The 14,693-nt window shown below is 45.8% G+C and carries 15 protein-coding genes; 4 read left to right on the forward strand and 11 right to left on the reverse strand.

Going from position 1 to position 14,693, the window contains the following annotated elements:
- The first annotated feature begins 4 nt into the window (after positions 1-4).
- Together hflX and JT26_RS03560 are read left to right on the forward strand one after the other, a co-directional pair.
- Entirely contained in the window at positions 5-1,255 is a 1,251-nt protein-coding gene (gene hflX / locus JT26_RS03555; protein WP_036846102.1) for a GTPase HflX, read from the forward strand.
- Positions 1,227-2,717: a CCA tRNA nucleotidyltransferase gene (locus JT26_RS03560; protein ID WP_081966367.1), complete on the forward strand. Its 1,491-nt coding sequence runs from the start codon at positions 1,227-1,229 to the stop codon at positions 2,715-2,717. The genes hflX and JT26_RS03560 overlap by 29 nt, the downstream gene beginning before the upstream one ends.
- Before the next feature lie 163 nt (positions 2,718-2,880).
- Here JT26_RS03560 and JT26_RS03565 read toward each other — a convergent pair whose 3' ends face one another.
- From JT26_RS03565 to JT26_RS03605, 9 genes are read right to left on the reverse strand one after another with little or no spacing between them, the layout of a single operon-like run.
- Entirely contained in the window at positions 2,881-4,920 is a 2,040-nt protein-coding gene (locus JT26_RS03565) for a tetratricopeptide repeat protein (RefSeq protein ID WP_036846105.1), read from the reverse strand.
- A 40-nt stretch (positions 4,921-4,960) separates the two neighbouring features.
- Positions 4,961-5,512 (reverse strand): peptide deformylase, encoded by a 552-nt coding sequence (gene def, locus JT26_RS03570; RefSeq protein ID WP_036846108.1) that lies wholly within the window; start codon positions 5,510-5,512, stop codon positions 4,961-4,963.
- 39 nt (positions 5,513-5,551) lie between these two features.
- Positions 5,552-5,983: a Holliday junction resolvase RuvX gene (ruvX, locus tag JT26_RS03575; protein ID WP_036846111.1), complete on the reverse strand. Its 432-nt coding sequence runs from the start codon at positions 5,981-5,983 to the stop codon at positions 5,552-5,554.
- Between the two features lie 11 nt (positions 5,984-5,994).
- A complete protein-coding gene (folK, locus tag JT26_RS03580) occupies positions 5,995-6,489 on the reverse strand; it encodes a 2-amino-4-hydroxy-6-hydroxymethyldihydropteridine diphosphokinase (RefSeq protein WP_036846114.1) in 495 nt (164 codons plus the stop codon).
- A gap of 16 nt (positions 6,490-6,505) precedes the next feature.
- The gene (gene queA / locus JT26_RS03585; protein ID WP_036846117.1) at positions 6,506-7,555 is read right to left on the reverse strand and encodes a tRNA preQ1(34) S-adenosylmethionine ribosyltransferase-isomerase QueA; all 1,050 of its coding nucleotides are present in this window, start codon (positions 7,553-7,555) and stop codon (positions 6,506-6,508) included.
- Positions 7,552-8,271, reverse strand: a complete 720-nt coding sequence (truB, locus tag JT26_RS03590; protein WP_036788855.1) for a tRNA pseudouridine(55) synthase TruB — start codon at positions 8,269-8,271, stop codon at positions 7,552-7,554. The genes queA and truB overlap by 4 nt, the downstream gene beginning before the upstream one ends.
- A gap of 4 nt (positions 8,272-8,275) precedes the next feature.
- Positions 8,276-9,112 (reverse strand): undecaprenyl-diphosphatase UppP, encoded by an 837-nt coding sequence (uppP, locus tag JT26_RS03595; protein ID WP_036788857.1) that lies wholly within the window; start codon positions 9,110-9,112, stop codon positions 8,276-8,278.
- A complete protein-coding gene (locus tag JT26_RS03600; RefSeq protein WP_036789084.1) occupies positions 9,105-9,344 on the reverse strand; it encodes a DUF3098 domain-containing protein in 240 nt (79 codons plus the stop codon). Before JT26_RS03600 ends, uppP begins: the two co-directional genes overlap by 8 nt.
- A 54-nt stretch (positions 9,345-9,398) precedes the next feature.
- Positions 9,399-10,280: an ABC transporter permease gene (locus JT26_RS03605; protein WP_036846120.1), complete on the reverse strand. Its 882-nt coding sequence runs from the start codon at positions 10,278-10,280 to the stop codon at positions 9,399-9,401.
- Positions 10,281-10,478: 198 nt separating this feature from the next.
- Here JT26_RS03605 and JT26_RS03610 point away from each other — a divergent pair, with 198 nt between their 5' ends.
- Both JT26_RS03610 and JT26_RS03615 read left to right on the forward strand, forming a co-directional pair.
- Positions 10,479-11,621, forward strand: coding sequence for a porin (locus JT26_RS03610; protein ID WP_036846123.1), 1,143 nt, complete (start codon positions 10,479-10,481; stop codon positions 11,619-11,621).
- A 255-nt stretch (positions 11,622-11,876) separates the two neighbouring features.
- A complete protein-coding gene (locus JT26_RS03615) occupies positions 11,877-12,062 on the forward strand; it encodes a hypothetical protein (protein WP_036846127.1) in 186 nt (61 codons plus the stop codon).
- Between the two features lie 638 nt (positions 12,063-12,700).
- On the opposite strand, the gene JT26_RS03620 is transcribed toward JT26_RS03615, so the two are convergent.
- Positions 12,701-13,717 carry an FAD:protein FMN transferase gene (locus tag JT26_RS03620; protein WP_036846139.1) on the reverse strand — a complete coding sequence of 339 codons (1,017 nt, stop codon included), beginning with the start codon at positions 13,715-13,717 and terminating at the stop codon, positions 12,701-12,703.
- Positions 13,718-13,732: 15 nt separating this feature from the next.
- Positions 13,733-14,680, reverse strand: coding sequence for a glycosyltransferase family 2 protein (locus JT26_RS03625; protein WP_036846466.1), 948 nt, complete (start codon positions 14,678-14,680; stop codon positions 13,733-13,735).
- Positions 14,681-14,693: the final 13 nt, after the last annotated feature.

The following is a 14,693-nucleotide window of genomic DNA, read 5'->3' on the forward strand; positions in this document are numbered from 1 at the left end:
ATAGATGAAAGACTTTATCATAACCAACACAGAATCCGAGAAGGCTGTCCTTGTTGGTTTAATTCTGCCTGAACAGACAGAGAGTGAAATAACCGAATATTTGGACGAACTGGCTTTTTTGGCACAGACGGCCGGAGTAGAACCCGTCATGAGGTTTACTCAACGGTTGGATCATCCGCAGCCGGCAACTTTCGTGGGAAAGGGAAAGCTGGAGGAGATCAAGATGTACATAGAGGCACAAGAGGGAGAGATCGGAGTGGTAATATTCGATGACGAACTCGGTCCGAAGCAGATGCGAAACATAGAAAAAGAGCTAAAGGTCAAGATCTTGGACCGTACAAGTCTGATATTGGACATCTTTGCCGCTCGTGCTCGAACAGCACACGCCAAGACTCAAGTAGAGTTGGCTCAGTACAACTATATGTTGCCACGCCTTACCGGTCTCTGGACACACTTGGAGCGTCAGCGTGGAGGTGTCGGAATGCGCGGGCCCGGAGAAACTCAGCTTGAGACAGACAGGCGTATCATATTGGATAAAATAGCAAAGCTGAAACGAGATCTGCAGACCATAGACAGGCAGATGAGCGTACAGAGAAAGAATCGTGCTCAACTTATCAGGGTTGCTCTCGTGGGATATACCAATGTCGGGAAATCTACGATAATGAATGTGGTGAGCAAAAGTGATGTTTTTGCCGAAAATAAGCTCTTTGCCACTTTGGATACCACCGTTAGAAAGGTGATCATTCGTAACCTTCCATTTCTTCTTTCGGACACGGTCGGATTTATTCGTAAACTTCCTACTCAGCTCATAGAGTCTTTCAAATCCACTCTCGATGAAGTTCGGGAAGCAGATCTTATCCTGCACGTTGTGGATGTTTCTCATCCATCTTTTGAGGATCATATAGCTGTGGTAGAGTCTACTCTTTCCGAAATTTTGAAGGAGGAACGTAAGCCTACAATTATGGTCTTTAATAAGATAGATGCTTTCTCCTTTGTTCAGAAAGATGAAGATGATCTTACTCCGGAGACCAAAGAGAATATCTGTCTTGAAGATATTAAGCAGACATGGTTGAAGAATCTTGGTGCGGATGTATTGTTTATATCGGCTAAGAGCGGAGAAGGATTGGAGGAGTTTAGAAGTCGGATTTATGACAGAGTCAAAGAGCTGCACACGCTTAGATATCCCTACAACGACTTCTTGTTTGATGAATATACAGACCTGACAGATGAGTTTGACAGCAACGGAACTAAATAGACCCGATCTCTCTTTTCGCTTTATACCCGAATCGTTGAAAGCGGATATAGAGTCTGCGTTGAGTGATGGTATCTTTGAGGCAATAGCCCGATGTGCCGATGAGTTAGGGCTGGAAACTTACATTATTGGAGGTTTCGTCAGAGACATTGTTATGCATCGCCCTTCCAAGGATATAGATATTGTCTGTGTCGGGAACGGCATCGAACTGGCTCAGGCACTCAAGAAGAATTTTGGTAAGAAGTGTTCGCTCTCGGTTTTCAAGAATTTTGGGACGGCACAGATTAAATATAAAGGGTATGAGGTAGAGTTTGTCGGAGCACGGAAGGAGAGCTACCGAAGCGATAGCCGTAAGCCGATAGTGGAAGATGGAACGCTGGAAGATGATCTTATCCGTCGCGATCTTACCATAAATGCGATGGCTATATCTCTGAACAGGGAGAGTTTCGGAGCGTTTATAGATCCGTTCGATGGCTTGAAGGATGTAGAGAACAGACTCATCAGAACACCTCAAAATCCGGATGCAACATTTGAAGATGATCCTCTCAGGATGATGAGAGCTATCCGCTTTGCTACGCAACTCGACTTTGTAGTGGTCCCGGAAGTATTGGAGTCCATCGTTCGCAAGCATGAACGTATAGAGATTATCTCTATGGAACGGATTTCGGATGAGTTCAAGAAGATTATTCTCTCTCCTCGTCCCTCTTTGGGGCTGGAGCTGATGATGGACACGGAGCTGCTCTCTTACTATCTTCCCGAACTTGTTTTGCTGAAAGGAGCGGAGACAATAGACGGGGTGGGGCATAAGGAAAACTTCAGCCACTCTCTCATTGTATTGGATAATATTGCGAATGTTACGTCTGACCTTTACCTGAGATTGGCTGGGCTGTTCCATGATATAGCCAAACCGAAAACAAAGCGTTATGAGAAAGGTTTCGGATGGAGCTTTCACAACCATAATATAGAGGGTGCGAGAATGATTCCGAAGATATTCAAGCGAATAAAACTCCCCCTGAACGATAAAATGAAGTATGTTCAGAAACTTGTATTTCTTCATATGAGACCTTCGCAGCTTGCGGATGAGGGAGTTACGGATTCTGCTATAAGACGATTGTTGTTTGATGCAGGAGATCACATAGACGATCTCATGACGCTCTGCGAAGCCGATATCTCCAGCAAGAACCCCAAAAAGGTGGAGAAGTATCTCCGAAACTTTGCCATTGTAAGGCAGAAGCTGGTGGAGGTTGAAGAGAAAGATCGGATTCGGAATTTCAAGTCCCCTATCACAGGAGAGATGATAATGCAACTCTATAATCTTTCTCCCTCGAAAGAAGTGGGTGTGATCAAAGAGGCAATCAAGGAGGCTATTCTTGATGGAAAGATACAAAATGAGTATGACGAAGCTTATGCCTATATGCTTGAGACGGCAAAGAAAATGGGACTCTCTCCGGTTGAGATTAAATAAAAGAGGCTGTACCGGAGTTTAACTTCGGCACAGCTTCGACTTAAAAGTTTATTTTTGATTGGCACAAGCGTATCGTCCGACCATTCGGAGCAGTCTCCGGAAGTCGAGCGGTACGATTTCTTTTTATGCCATATATGGAGAAGAGAAAAACATCTTCTGTTTTCTACTGCATTCGTTTGAGAATAGCATACGCTCTGGAGATACCTTTTGAACCGGCCAAACTCATATTCTGAGATCCGGAAAGGATGTCTCCACTTGCGTATTGAGCCAATGCCAGATTGAAAAAGGCTGCGGCAAATGTAGGATCTTTGCGACAAACTTGAGTCAATACTTTTACCGCTTCCTGATATTGTCCGACATGATACAATAGTGTGCCATGGTTGTACATGGCTACAAGGCTTTCCTGCCACAATGTCAAGAGCTGCTTGGAATCATTGAACGCTTGTTGAAGATGTGGAGAGAGTTGTCCTGCCTTGAGAGCGGCATCCAGCTTGTTGTAGCTACTCTTTCCAAGAAAATCTTTGGTTTTATTCTCCTGTTTGGTTGTCTGGTCCGATGTCTGCTCCGATCTGTACGAGAGGTAGTTCCCGGTAGATCTCAAAAGCAGCCAGAGAGGGTCTTTGGTATCGTTATAACGAGTGTTGTAGATGGTATTTGCAGAGTCGAAATCTTTGGTGGTCTCTAAATCTATCGCCAAAACAAGTGCATCTCTGGCTGTGAGTGTGCTCTGCTTTTGAAGAGAGTCTATTCTTTGCAAGTGCTCTGCAATCATACTTTGAGAAAGAGACGGGGTATAAAGCACAATCTGAGGAGTAATATCCGGATTGAGATTGCTAAGAGCTCGTTCTACTGCCTTGTCTCTAATCCTGATAGGAATGGCATCTGTTTGTAAAAACTCATAGAAAGAGAGTCGGAGAAGCGGTTCGGCATCCAACGAAACCTCTCTGTCTTGAAGCTCTCCACGATTGTTTTCATTGTACAGACTGGTAAAATCTGTAGAAGAAGAGTTGTGGATGAGCATTCTGAACTTCTCTATATTCTGATCCTGTTCGCTTCGAGTAGCGTCCTCATCTTGAGCAGGGGAAGAGGGGAGAGCAGCCCGATTGGTTGCTGCAAGCTGTTGTAGTCTTGTAATCTCACGTATATCTTTCTTGTATCCCGACTCATTGCCCGTAGATTTGTGTGTCTCTGCTCTTGCCATAAGAGCAGGAAGGAATGTGGGATAGCTTTTAAGAATCGCATCAAAGTCGCTTACGGCTCCTTTGTATATTCCCAACTCTTTTCTCAAAAGCCCTCTATTGAATCGTGGAATCTGATCTTTAGGCTCGATAGCCAGTACAACGTCATAATCTTCAATAGCGGCATTCATATCGCCAACCCTCATTCGGAGCTGAGCTCTATTGAATCGAGCCGTACGATCATCGGAGTCTATGGATATGGCTTGAGTATAGTCTTCAAGTGCTTCTCGGATATTGTGGATCTTGTAGTTGATAATTCCTCTGAGCGTGTATAGCCTTTTGTCTTTATTGTTCAATGCAAGACCTCCGTTCAGCTCTTTCAATGCTTCAGGGATCTTATTTTTGCTATAATAGATAGAAGATAAAAGTCTGTAAGGCTCGGAAGATAAAGCATCAAGAGATTTTACCTTTTCCAACAGAGAGATTGCGGTTGTTGTATCTTGTCTTTCAAGCATCGAGCCGCTGTGAATGAAGTAAGTAGGAAGATATTGGGGATAAAACCGCTCAAGTCTTGCAATATTCTTATCCAAAGCATCGTACTCCTTATTGGAGAGATGAATCAAAGCCAAGTTGTGTAATGCACCCTGATGATCGGGGTTGTTGTACAATACTTTTTCATAATCCAGAGCGGCAAGAGAATCTTTACCCAGAGCGTGTCTTGAGATACCACGCAAAAAATAGGCATTGTACATGAACCGGTTGCGAATAAGGCAGGAATCACAATCAATCTCAGCTCCGATGTAGTCTCCCAAAGAGTGTTTGGCAAGAGCACGGAAGAAGTATGGCTCCGCCTTTTCAGGGGATGCGGATATAGCGGAAGAGAAGTAGCGAATAGATAGAAGATAGTCTTTGAAGTGAAGAGCATTACGACCAACAGATAAAGCTTTGTTCGTATCAACTTGAGCTTGGGCAAAGAGTGTTGCTACAATACAGAGTAGGAAGGCTATTCCGACTTTCTTATTCATGGTATATTCTATCTATTCAACCTCTTGTGGAGATTTGGTTCTACTTGTTCACGGTACGATAGTGGCAGTTTACAATGCCTTTGGATATTTTCAGAAGCTTATTTTTAATCAGTTGTTTTCTAAGTGGGGATACCCTGTCAGTAAACAGTGTCTGGGTGATATGATCATGTTCGTGCTGGAAGACACGAGCAGCAAAATCGTTCAATGTTTCCGTCTTTTCCTCAAAATTCTCATCGCGATAGCGAATTTTGACTTGAGTAGGGCGTACAATATTCTCGGAAATACCCGGAATGCTAAGACATCCTTCGGGCAAAGAGACTGTTGTTTCGTTGCTTTCCAATATTTCGGGATTGATAATGACTCTCTTGAAACCTTTGCATTCGGGATAATCTTCTCCTAAAGGGTCTGCATCTATGACGAGAAGCTTTAAGCTTTTTCCAATTTGCGGGGCAGCAAGACCTATTCCATCTGAATGATACATTGTTTCAAACATATCATCGATCAGCTTCTTTATGCTATCGTTTATCTCTTCTATGGGAGCTGTTTCCCGGCGTAGTACATCTGTTCCGTAGAGGTAAATAGGTAATATCATTGTTTTTTCTGTCTGTGTTTAAGCGATATAGTCTATCTTTTAATTGTGTATTGCCGGAGGTAGGTTGGCTTCCATGTAATCTCGCAGTATGATCACGGCAGCAATCTCGTCTGCAAGACCTTTTTCTCTCCGTTTCATCTTTTTTATGCCTCCCTCTATCATGCTTTTTTGTGCAATTGTAGTGGTATAACGTTCATCTGCCCAGTCCAAAGGGATAGACGGAAAAGCTTTTTTTATTTTTCCTGCAAGCGGCTGTATATATATCATACTCTCCGAGTCCGAACCATCCGCCTGTTTCGGATATCCTATGATAATCTTCTCTACACTCTCTTTACTTGTATAATTTTGGAGAAAGGGGAGAAGTTGATTGGTCTCCACATATCCCAATCCATTGGGGATGAGCTTCAGAATATCCGTTACGGCTATTCCGGTTCTCTTCTTTCCGATATCAAGAGCAAGCCATCTTCCCATTAGACGTGATGTTAAGCGTTAAGTGCACGAAATCTGTTCCATAGTTCCTCTATAGTTTTTCCCGTAATCGGATCTACGACATCAGGAGCTATTTCTACTAAAGGAATGAGTACAAAATCTCGTTCTCTAAAGGCAGGATGCGGAATAGAAAGCAGAGGACTCTTGATATTGGTCTTTCCTACAAGGATAATATCTATATCAATGGGTCTGTCTTCATAGGTCTGACCCGATTTTTCTTTGCGTCCCATCTCCTTCTCTATCTCTTTTGCCTTTTTCAGTATCTCTTCAGGAGACAAGGGAGTAAGCACTTCTATGGCTGCATTGAGAAAGAGGTGTTCGGAAGAGAATCCCATCGGTTGCGTCTCTATAAAAGAAGAAATCTGCTTGACTTCTCCAATGCGCTCACCAATGAGAGCAATAGCCTCTTTAAGGTTAGCCTCTCGCTCCCCGATATTGGAGCCAAGAGCCAGATAGCAAGATCTATAAGGAGATAAAGGACAGAGCATCTTATTCGGATCTTAATTACAATATGAGCATGGCATCGCCATAAGCACCAAACTTATATTTCTCCTCTATGGCAACCTTGTAGGCATTCATGATGGTATCGTATCCACCGAAAGCCGCAGTCATCATGAGCAATGAGGATTGGGACATATGGAAGTTTGTTATGAGAGCATCAGCCATGTTGAAGTCGTAAGGTGGAAAGATAAATCTACTGGTCCAGCCTTCAAACTCCTTTATAAAGCCATCCGTGCTGACACAAGTTTCCAAAGCTTTCAGCGTGCTTGTACCTACGGAAATGACTCTGCCTCCTTTTTCTTTGCATTTATTTACGACAGAGGTACATGCAGAAGTAACAGACATTTGCTCCGACCCCATTTTATATTTGGTGAGATCGTCCACATCTATATCTTCATAAGCACACAAACCGCTGTGAAGAGTAAGGTATGAAAAGTGGCAATCTTGAATTTCCAAGCGCTTCATAAGCTCTCTACTAAAGTGAAGTCCTGCAGCAGGAGCCACGACAGCTCCTTCTTCTGTTGCTACTATCGTTTGGTATCTCTCCTCATCATCTTCTTCCGGTTCTCTGTCTATGTATTCCGGTAGTGGAGTTTTACCCAAGCTAAACAGGATTTCCTTAAATTCATCGTGTGTCCCGTCAAAAAGAAAGCGCAATGTACGTCCTCTTGAGGTAGTATTGTCTATCACTTCGGCTACAAGATCTTCATTCTCCCCGAAGTAAAGTTTATTTCCTATCCTTATCTTTCGGGCAGGATCTACCTGTACATCCCATAAGAGCAACTCTTCTTTCAGTTCTCTCAGAAGAAAAACTTTGATCAGAGCCTTTGTTTTATCCTTACTGCCAATGAGACGAGCCGGGAAAACTTTCGTATTGTTCATGACAAAAACATCATTCTTGCCGAAGTACTCGATAAGATCCTTGAACGTTTTGTGCTCTATCTCTCCGCTATCCTTATGCACTACCATCAATCGAGACTCGTCCCTGAAGCGAGCCGGATATTGTGCAATAAGTTCATTCGGAATATTGATTACAAACTGGGATAATTTCATTGCTGTATATTTTTTATTGTATTCTCAATGTAGTTACTAAACTCTTCTATTTTTATCGCATTGTCAAGCGTATATTCTCCTACGGATAGGCGTGCCAATTCGGTCAGATGCGCTCCACTATCCAATGCTGTGCCCAAATCCCTTGCCAGAGAGCGTATGTATGTCCCTTTTCCACAGCTGATCTCCAGACTCAGGTAGGGAGGATTAAATCCAAGAACAGATATGTCGTAGATTTCGATTTGCTTTGGCTCAAGCTCTACCTCTTTCCCTTTTCTTGCCAGTTCGTAGGCTCTTTTCCCTTCTATTTTACAGGCACTGAATATGGGAGGTATCTGCTTGATGGATCCTATGAACCGGGGTAATACATCCTCTATTGACTTTCGAGAGATATGCTCCCACGGGTAGGTATTATCCACTTCGGATTCTAAGTCGAAGCTAGGGGTCGTCTCTCCAAATTTTATGGTAGCCCGATAGACTTTCTTTTGAAGCTGGATCTTCTCTATATCTTTTGTGCTCTTTCCTATGCAGAGGACTACCACACCCGAAGCCAAAGGGTCCAAAGTCCCGGCATGCCCTACTTTGAGTTTTTTTATGCCAAGTGTTTTGCACAACATCCAACGGCATTTGTTTACAACATCAAAGGAGGTCCACTTCAAAGGCTTATCTATGGCTAAGATTCTGCCTGCTCTAAAATATTCGATAACGCTTTCCTGCATCCTGTCAAATCATGAAAGTGATACCCCAATATACCAACACTCCCACAACGGAGGCAAATAGAATCCGATAGACCCCGAATGCCGCGAAGCCTTTTCGGCTGATGTAGCTGACAAAAAACTTGATCGCCAGCATCGCAACTATAAAGCTGACCACATTGCCTATGATAAGTGTATCGGCATTATCTACAAACACCTGCATCCCGAACTCTTTGTGTAGCTTGTAGGCTTGGAGCAGGGTCGCGCCAAACATGGTCGGAACTGCAAGAAAGAAGCTAAACTCTGCCGCACTTTTTTTAGTGAGACCTGAGAAAAGCCCTCCTACTATCGTTGCCATCGAACGTGAGATGCCCGGAAGAAAGATGGCTATGCACTGCCAAAGACCAACCAAGAAGGCTTGCTTGTACGACACTTCATCTCCGCTTTTTCGGAAAGAGATTCTGTCTATGAACAGCATTGCAACACCTCCGATAAAGAGGTTGGCAATGACTACCATTATACTGCCCAACATTTTATCCACCCAGTCATTGAATAGAAATCCCAGCACTGCTGCGGGGATGATGCCTACCAATAACTTGAGGTAGAAGTGCCCGACAGATGCAAGCCATGCAGAGGATGTTTGAGCTTTATTCTTCGGAGATATCTGAAAGAATCGTTCCCGGTATAACACCACTACGGAGAGTATTGCTCCCAGCTGTATCATGACCGTAAAGGCGCGGACATAAGCAGTGCTTTCCATCCCCATCAGTCCCTGAGCCACTACCATGTGCCCGGTGCTGGAAACGGGAAGAAACTCTGTGATTCCTTCTATGATCGCAAGAATGAAAGCCTCTATTCTACTCATGCTTTCCCTTGTATAGAATAGCGGCAAGTATGCCTATGTATCCTACTGTACAGAGCATGGGAGCTATGCGTATACGTGTCGTGCTGAACACTTCCGGATTGAAAGACACGCCATCGGGGGAGTCTCCCCCTGCCATAAGTATGTATCCTAAAACCACCAATAGAAGAGATACGACAAGGATAATGAGGTTTGTCTTTCCGTATAGAAAGGGGCGATATTTTTTCTGATCCATATTCATGAACTCATTATAAAGCAAAAAAGAAAATATGTATGTGGAAATCTGCTCTTATATCTTGTACAGCCTGTTTACGTCCATACGGAGGTATTTATTGACTGCAAAGAAAGATGAGATAAGAGCGATAATAAGACCAAATCCAAAGACCGTACCGATAACTATTGCGCCATTGGTAGCGGAGAGGATGGAGGAGAGTACCGGGAACTGTTTGGTGGCATAAAACCAGAGCCAGCCAAGCCCGGCTACAGCTATTGAGGAGGCTATGAGCGCACTTACGATGTTGTATCTGATGAAAGGCCTTCGGATAAAGCCGGGAGTGGCACCCACCAACTTCATTGTATATATACTGAATCGGCGCGAGTATATCACCAGGCGAAGCGTATTGCTTATCAGGAAGAACGAGATGGCAAGCAGCACTATTGCAAAGCCGAAGACAATGTAGCTTGCTGTCTTTATATTGCTGTTGACCTTCTCGAGCAGATCTTTTTTGTAGCTCAATCTTTCCATAGGGGCATAGCTCCGGATGCCGGCTTCGACCACGGCGAGGCTATCCGCGTTGGCAACATAGTCTCCTTTCACTTTCACCTCCAGAAACGCGTTGAGGGGATTCCAGCCCAAAAACTCTTCGGGCGACTCTCCCAGCTCTTCCGTCAGCTCTTTCAGCGCATCCTCCTTGGATATGTAAGCCACCTCTTTCACATAAGCCTTGCTCTCCAGGTCTTTTATCATCCGGGCAGTCTCACTTTCGGAGGCATCGGACTTCAGCTCTATCGTAAACGAGACGCTCTCCCGGACGTGATCCTTGAGGCCATAGCCCACGAGGACGAACATGGATATGATTCCGAGTAGGAAGAGTACAAGAGATATGCTTATAATACTTATGATCCGTGCGTGTATGAATCCGGATTTGTGTTTCTGTTGTTTGTCCCTCATCTCTAAAGCTATGATAAGATTATTATGCTCTCATTCACCGGCATACAAAGGTATAAAATTCTCTCTGCCTACACAACGGATGGCTTCGGCTCTCGCAGATGAATAGAGAAGAAAAAGTGTCGGATGAGATGGAATCTCCTTTAATTTCTTACCTTTGTTTCCGCTGAAAATAACTAAACAACTCTTAATACACATTCTATGAAAACAATTATGACAACCACCTCAGCCCTTCTTTTGGTTGCGTCTCTTTTCTGCGGCACGGCTCATGCGCAGCAGCAGAGAGTCTTGGCAGCATCGGAGGAGTCGCTGGCTGAGCAGATTCATCTGGTAAAGTCGAGGCAGGACAAGTTCAAGCTGTTCCTCAACACACAGGCAGCCCTGAGCAGGACACAGGCGGGGGAGGAAATTCCGAGAGCCGCTTTCGAGGTTCGCCAGCTGCGAATCGAAGCCAAAGGACAGATCAATCCGTGGCTTTCTTACCACTGGAGACAGAGACTCAACCGCCACAACGACGGCACCAACACCATAGACAACCTTTCGGCTTCGGTCGACGTCGCCGGGATCGGTCTGGCACTATCGGACAGATGGTCCCTCTTCCTGGGAAGACAAGCCGTGGCATACGGAGGGATAGAGTACGACCTGAACCCGATAGAGGTCTACGAGTATGCCGATATGTTGGAATACCTTCCTGCCTTTCTCACGGGGGCGAAAGTGGCGTACAGCCTCACACCGAACCATCAGTTCCAGCTCCAGGCGGTGAACTCGCGCATCCATTCGTTCGAGAGCAACTATCCGCAGGCCCGTGCCATGGGAGTGGAGGAAGCTATGTTCCCGTTCATCTACTCTCTGAACTGGAACGGAGCCTTCGGCCGACACTTCAAGACCCGTTACAGCGTCTCCTACTCGCCTCAGACAGAAAGACATAACGCCTACATCGTGGCGCTTGGGCACGAGTTTTCGGTGGGCAACTTCGGAGGGTATTTCGACCTGATGTACTCCTTCGAGGGGCTCAACAGAAAACGCTTCGTCCCCATCAGAGAGAACGAGCACAACCTCTCCTACATCCTCAAGCTGCACTACCGCCTGACCGACCGCTGGAACATCTTCGCAAAAGGTATGTACGAAGGTCAGGGCGAGATCAAGGACAACCGCGAGGCGGGCGACTGGCGCATTTCCATGGGCATCCTCGGCGGCGTGGAGTTTTACCCGAACCGGGACAACAATCTCCGTTTCTTTGCCACCTATGTCGGCAGAACCTCCGAGCGGAAGTTCGAGGCGAAGTCCGATCCTTTCAGACACAGGGTTTCCGTCGGGTTCGTCTATCAGTTGCCGATGTTCTAAGGCTCTGATTCCGACTCCTTTCCGGAACAAAAAGTTCCCGGTGCCGCATCCGTTGGCGCCGGGAACTTTTCGTTTTCTCCCCACCCGTTCCTGTGCCGCCACAAGCCGTTCAGGGGTGTTTTTTCTGCTTTTTGACCTTAAAAAGTCGCCCACTCCGAGATCCGCTTTAATACACTGCCGTTTGGCTGTCTGCGGGAAGCATGACACCTCCTTGCGGAAGGCACTGAATTTTTGTGGCCAAGAAAAAAATTTTTCGTGGCCAAGAAAAAAAATTTTCGTGGCCAAGAAAAAAAAGTTTCGTGGCCAAGAAAAAAAAGTTTCGTGGCCAAGAAAAAAAAGTTTCGTGGCCAAGAAAAAAAATTTTTGTGGCCAAGAAAAAAATTTTTTGTGGCCAAGAAAAAATTTTTTCATGGGCATAGAAAAAAATTTTCATGGGCATAGAAAAAAATTTTCATGGGCATAGAAAAAAATTTTCATGGGCATAGAAAAAATTTTCATGGGCATAGAAAAAAAATTTCATGGGCATAGAAAAAAATTTTCATGGGCATAGAAAAAAAATTGTGTAGGCATGAAAGAAAATTTTTGTAGGTACAAAAAGTATTTTCTTTAGCATAAAAAATCTATTTGCATAGGCATAAAAAAATATTTTCATGCTTATGAAAAGAAGTTTTTGTGCGTTTTAGAGTTTATTTTTATGCTGTAGAAAATAAGTTTTCATCCGAACGAAAAAATTTTTTCGTCAGAACAAAAAATAATTTTTATACGTATAAAAAGAAATTTTTGTCCGAAAGAAAGAGAATTTTTGTCCGAAAGAAAGGGCATTTTTATAGGTAAGGAAAAAAAATTCTGTGCGCACGAAAAAAAATTTCTGTGCGCACGAAAAAAAATTTCTGTACGTACGAAAAAAAATTTCTGTGCGCACGAAAAAAAAATTCTGTGCGCACGAAAAAAAATTTCTGTGCGCACGAAAAAAAATTTCTGTGCGCACGAAAAAAAATTTCTGTACGTACAAAAAAATATTTGTGTACGTACAGAAATTTCGTTGCCTGCGGATCAGATTTTCCTTTTCGTCCCGGAGGTTATGGGGCTTCTACGGGGGAGAGTCCTTTTGTGTAGGTGGAGATTTTGTTTTCTTCGTCCACGTAGATGAAGAGGACTTCGAGCCGGGGTTGGTCTCGGAGCACTTCGATGGCTCTTTGAAGACCCAAGCCCATGAAGGCTGTCGCCCAAGCATCTGCTTCTATGCAGGTGGGGGCTTTGACGGTGGCGCTCAGGATGTTTTGGTTGGCCGGCATTCCGGTGCCGGCGTCTATGGTGTGGGCTACTTTTTTGCCGTCCACGAAGGTGAAGTTGCGATAGTCGCCGGAGGTGGCGAGTGCGCCTCTGTCGCAAATGGAGAGGATGTACCGGATCTCCTGTATGGTGCTCGTGGAGTCTTCGACGGGGCGGTTGATGCCTACTCGCCAGCAGCTGCCTTGTGCATTTTGTCCGCGGCAGACCAGCTCGCCTCCGAACTCGACCATGTAGTCCGAGACACCGTGGCGTTCGAGCGTGTGCCCGATGAGGTCGGAAAGGTAGCCCTTGGAGAGGGAGACGGCGTGGACGGTGACGCGCGGATCTGCTTTGTGGACAATGGAGTCCTCCCGAATGGAGATCTTGTCGTAGCCGACGTATTGTCGGAGGCTGTCGAGCTGCTCGGGAGTCGGGGCGTGTCGTATTTTTCCTTTGGTGCCGAATCCCCATGCCTCAAAGTAGGGCGAGCCGGTGATGTCGTACACTCCGCCCGTGGCTCGGGATACGGCTTGGGCTGTGAGGATGACGCGCGCAAGAAGGCTGTCTGCGAGATGGGTTTCGTTCCGATTGACCCTGGAAATGAGGCTGAGAGAGTCGAAGTTGTTCAGGCTTTCCCCGAAAGATTTCATGGTGGCCTGTATCTCTTCCATCAGATCTTCCTCGCTCCGGTAGATGATGCGGTAGGTGGTGTGGAATGCCGTGCCGTTCATGGTGATGTAGGGCACTTTCCGCTTGCCGCAAGAGATGAGCAGCGGCAAGAACGCCATGGCAAGGAGCCGAAGAAGAAGCAGGGTGCGTCTCATGAGAGTGTGGGGTGGTTAGAGGGTTTCTCGTATGTTGTGATGGTTGCGTCCGGGGGAGGTGCGGCACAGAAGTTCGCCCAAAAATCCGGTGAGGAAGAGCTGAACGCCAAGGATAATCCCCGTAAGCGCAAGGTAAAAGTAGGGACGGGAGGTAACCAAGGGCGCAGAGGTGTGGTTCAGAATGGCGATGAGCTTGTCCGCCCCCACCACGCAGAGCGCAATGAAGCTGATGAAGAACATCAGGCTGCCAAGCAACCCGAAGAAGTGCATGGGCTTCTTGCCGAAACGGCCGATGAACCAAAGAACCATCAGATCCAGGTAGCCGTTGACGAAGCGATTGAGCCCAAACTTCGTACTGCCATACTTCCTGGCCCGATGCACGACAACCTTTTCTCCTATCTTGCCGAACCCCGCCTGCTTTGCCATGTAGGGGAGGAAACGGTGCATGTCGTTGTAGACTTCAAGGCTCTTTACCACTTCGTTTTTGTATGCCTTGAGGCCGCAGTTGAAGTCGTGCAGCTTTATCCCCGATACCGCTCTCACCGTGGCGTTGAAGAGCTTGGTCGGCATCGTCTTGGTGAGCGGATCGTAGCGTTTCTTCTTCCAGCCCGAAACGAGATCGTAGCCCTCTTGCGTGATCATCCTGTAAAGCTCCGGAATCTCATCGGGAGAGTCTTGAAGATCGGCGTCCATCGTGATGACAACCCTGCCCTGCGCAAGCTCGAAGCCATGGTGAAGAGCCGGGGACTTGCCGTAGTTCGTGGTGAACCTGATGCCCCTGACACAGTCCGACTTCCGGTGCAGGTTCTTGATGCACTCCCACGATCCGTCCTTGCTGCCATCGTCTATGAAAATGATTTCGTAGGTGAGCCCTTCTCGTTGCATCACCTCTACGATCCAGGAGTAAAGCTCCGGCAGAGACTCCTCCTCGTTGTAAAGAGGAATGACAATGGAGATGTCTATGTTCTGTTGCATG

This window comes from Porphyromonas sp. COT-108 OH1349, assembly GCF_000768755.1.
Classification (GTDB): Bacteria; Bacteroidota; Bacteroidia; order Bacteroidales; family Porphyromonadaceae; genus Porphyromonas_A; species Porphyromonas_A canoris.

What these genes read in the sequence shown, in the direction of transcription:
- JT26_RS03605 (WP_036846120.1), bottom strand. Translation starts at nt 10,280, where the DNA reads ATGAGGGACAAACAACAGAAACACAAATCCGGATTCATACACGCACGG.
- JT26_RS03560 (WP_081966367.1), top strand. Translation starts at nt 1,227, where the DNA reads ATGAGTTTGACAGCAACGGAACTAAATAGACCCGATCTCTCTTTTCGC.
- JT26_RS03565 (WP_036846105.1), bottom strand. Translation starts at nt 4,920, where the DNA reads ATGAATAAGAAAGTCGGAATAGCCTTCCTACTCTGTATTGTAGCAACA.
- JT26_RS03600 (WP_036789084.1), bottom strand. Translation starts at nt 9,344, where the DNA reads ATGGATCAGAAAAAATATCGCCCCTTTCTATACGGAAAGACAAACCTC.
- hflX (WP_036846102.1), top strand. Translation starts at nt 5, where the DNA reads ATGAAAGACTTTATCATAACCAACACAGAATCCGAGAAGGCTGTCCTT.
- queA (WP_036846117.1), bottom strand. Translation starts at nt 7,555, where the DNA reads ATGAAATTATCCCAGTTTGTAATCAATATTCCGAATGAACTTATTGCA.
- uppP (WP_036788857.1), bottom strand. Translation starts at nt 9,112, where the DNA reads ATGAGTAGAATAGAGGCTTTCATTCTTGCGATCATAGAAGGAATCACA.
- JT26_RS03620 (WP_036846139.1), bottom strand. Translation starts at nt 13,717, where the DNA reads ATGAGACGCACCCTGCTTCTTCTTCGGCTCCTTGCCATGGCGTTCTTG.
- ruvX (WP_036846111.1), bottom strand. Translation starts at nt 5,983, where the DNA reads ATGGGAAGATGGCTTGCTCTTGATATCGGAAAGAAGAGAACCGGAATA.
- def (WP_036846108.1), bottom strand. Translation starts at nt 5,512, where the DNA reads ATGATATTACCTATTTACCTCTACGGAACAGATGTACTACGCCGGGAA.
- JT26_RS03610 (WP_036846123.1), top strand. Translation starts at nt 10,479, where the DNA reads ATGAAAACAATTATGACAACCACCTCAGCCCTTCTTTTGGTTGCGTCT.
- folK (WP_036846114.1), bottom strand. Translation starts at nt 6,489, where the DNA reads ATGCTCTGTCCTTTATCTCCTTATAGATCTTGCTATCTGGCTCTTGGC.
- truB (WP_036788855.1), bottom strand. Translation starts at nt 8,271, where the DNA reads ATGCAGGAAAGCGTTATCGAATATTTTAGAGCAGGCAGAATCTTAGCC.